The organism is Niastella sp. (genome assembly GCF_045805085.1).
Lineage (GTDB): Bacteria > Bacteroidota > Bacteroidia > Chitinophagales > Chitinophagaceae > Niastella.
Window position 1 is genome coordinate 1 of the sequence record NZ_JBJMLX010000571.1, and the last position, 3475, is coordinate 3475.

General features: G+C 49.3%; 1 protein-coding gene. It reads left to right on the forward strand.

Annotation, left to right across the window (positions count from 1 at the left end):
* Positions 1-3475: beta strand repeat-containing protein (locus tag ACJ751_RS29600; RefSeq protein WP_407749154.1), on the forward strand; the 3475-nt coding region annotated here is incomplete at both ends.

Sequence of the window (3475 nt, forward strand, 5' to 3'; positions counted from 1 at the left end):
CACAGGTGGAGTATGGAATAACAGTGGCAACTCACCTGTTACTTTCAGGGGCGGTATAACCAATAACGGAACCTTTACTGCCGGAACAGGTGTTCATACCTTCGACACCAATGCCCAGGCGCTTTCAGGAATATTTATAATCCCAAGTGTCACCGTCACGGGTGTGGCGCTCACCAATAATAATTCTCTTACTGTAAATACAGCGCTTTCGGGCAGCGGTTCATTGACACAAGCGGCCAGCGCTACACTCAATATCGGGGCTGCATCGGCTATTGCAAGCATAAACGCCACCGCAAGCGGCAATAATGTTTTCTATACATCCACCACCGGCGGACAAACCCTTGTTGGTGGCACCTATTTTAATGTTACGTTAAACAATACCTCCAGCACCAATACAGCCAATGGAAATGTTTCTGTCAACGGAGCTATGATTGCCAATAGTGCTGGTGGAACACTCAGCATGAGCACGTTCACACTTACCGGCAGCTCCATTACCAATAACGGCACTATCTCTACTCAAAGTACAAGTGCTACGCCATTGCCATCCGGAGCAAGCTGGGGTGGCACCATCAATTACAATGCAACAACGGGCAATCAAACCATAGTTACAGGCACTTATACCAATTTAACTTCAGGCAATACCAGCGGCACTAACACGGCAGCAGGCAACCTTATTATCAATGGTATATTAACAACCACTGCCAATGGCACATTGAGCCTTGGAGCCAACGTGATTGGGGGTACTTTAACCACCATCACCAATAACGGCACCATCAGCACCGCCAACACCAGCGCTACGCCGCTGCCATCAGGACTAACCTGGGCCGGTACCATCAGTTATAACGCATTGACCGGTGGGCAAACTGTTGTCATTGGTACTTATAATAATTTAACGACGGGCAATACAAGCGGTGTAACAACAACCGAAGGCAGCCTGGTTGTAAACGGTACATTGACTACTACGGCAGGAGGAACGCTTGATCTGGCAACCAATGTTTTGAGCGGTACTTTAAGTACGGTGGCCAATAATGGCACCATCAGTACGGCAAATACAGGGGCCACACCTGTACCCTCAGGTAAAACCTGGGGCGGCACCTTTATATATGCCGGGGCAGCTACACAAACCGTTGTTGCCGGCACTTATAGTAACCTCACTATTTCAAATATTGCTGGCGCCTCCCTGAGCGGCGCTGTTACGGTTAATACTGGGCTCAATTTGAGTAGCAGTCTTACACTCGACGCCAATAATTTAACGCTTGGTTTTGCAGGCGCAGTGGGCGGCGTTTCGGCATCAGTTTACATTGTTACCAATAGCACGGGACAATTGAAAAGAACGGTAGGGAGCAGTGCGGTCAATTTCCCGGTAGGGAACAGTGCCTACAACCCGATAACATTTACCAATTCCGGCACTTCAGATGTGTATGGTATTATAGTGGTAGATGGGGCGGTGACTACTGCGATTGATCCAAGCCTTGCGGTGAACAGGAGATGGCAGGTAACAGAAGCAGTGGCGGGCGGCAGCAATATGGCCCCCCTGGTAGCGCAATATAATAGCGGGGAAGCAACGGCCGATTTCAGCACCGGCAATCCTATTGTCGGTTTTTATAATGGAACTTCCTGGGTGAAGAGCTCTGCCACCTATAGTGGCGGCTCCAGTCCGTTCACCTTTACCTCATCAACCAGTTTTGCGCCGGCTGACCTCACAACGGGCACACAGTATTTTGCTTTAGGCAAAGATTATGCGTTTGTAGCCGGCCCCTCTCAATTTGCGGTTACGGCAATAGTGCCTAATCCGGTTATATCAGGTGCAGGATTCCAGGTTACCATACAATCACAAAATGCATCAAATGTTACTTCGAATGTAACCAGCCAAACATTCTTTAATTTAAGTACAAACAGCGCTGCCGGGCCACTTAGTGGCACCACTTCGGGTTCAATACCGGCAGGACAAAGTTCTGTTACCCTGAGTGGCGTTTTGTTGTCAGCTTTGGGAACAGGCGCAACCATAACAGCTACGCTCGACGCCACCAATGGCGGCGATGCATTAACACCTGGCACCAGCGCGCCCTTTAATGTAGTGGCTTCATCTGCATCAGGCATTACTACAGCAGGTAATGAAACCCCTAATATCGATTTTAATTCAAAGACCGGTTCGGCAATCAATACCACCAGTGATGGCATCAGGGTTTGGTCGTTTAATATACAGGATGGTGGTGGTTCAGCCGATGCTGATAACCTGTCAACCATATTGAGTACTGTAACTATTTCAAAAGGCGCCGGTAATACGGTAACCAGCTGGGCCAATACCGTAAAGGAAGCCGCCTTGTTTGATGGAACTACTAAAGTAGCTGAAATAACTGCCTCAGGTGAAACCCTTGTGTTCAACACGTTGAATGGCGGAACCGGTGTACCGGTTGCTGACAATGGTTCTAAAACACTGGGCCTTTACCTGACCTTTAAAACAGCCGGCATTACCGATGGTCAGCGACTCCAGTTTGCGATTGCAAATACGGGAGCCACTGCAGATGCTGCTGGTTCTTTGTTTGGTTCTTTTGCAACCGCCAGTTCCTCTTTGACCGGTACTAATAACAGGATGCAGGTCATAGCCACGCAATTAGTATTTGGTGCGCAGGCGTTGACCGATGTAGCAGTAGGCTCACCCATGACGCCGGCATTTACTATCCGGGGAGTTGATGTCAATAATAATCTTGATATCGACTACACGTCTACCATTACCCTGGCCGTTACCGGATCAACCTTTACTGCCGCATCGCCCAGTACAGCTGCCGTTGCAGGCGTAGCTACGTTCAGCCCTGTGTTTTCAACCACAGGCACAGGCGTAACTGTTACAGGTTCCGACGGCGTATTAACCGCCACGCCAGCCAGCAACACCTTTAATGTTACCAGTATAGTGCCGGCAACAACAGATCTGTTCCGGTCAAAAACAACAGGCAACTGGGACCAAACCACTACCTGGGAAGAATCACATGATGGTACCAGCTGGTTTGACGCGGCTATTACCCCAACCAATGCAAACAGCAGTTCTATCACTATACAAAATACACATATAGTAACTGTGGCAACATCTGTGACCATTGATCAAACGACTGTCAACGCCGGAGGTGGCATTTCGGTTAACAGCGGCCAACGGCTTGATGTAGCAGATGGCACCGGGACCGACCTTACCATCAATGCAACGGGCAATGTTACCGTTGCAGGATTCTTACGGCTGGAGAATAATGCCACCCTTACAAGCACTGCCACTTCTCTGGCATTTAGTACCGGAGGCACCTATGAGCACAACTATACAACAGCTGCGGGTACAATACCTACAGCCACCTGGAATACAGGTTCTACCTGTTCGGTCATCGGCTACACTACCAATACTACCGCACCTGGCGGTTTGGGTCAGCCGTTCTACAACTTTACCTGGAATTGCACCGGCCAGGGCGCCAATAGTATTAACCTGAACGGC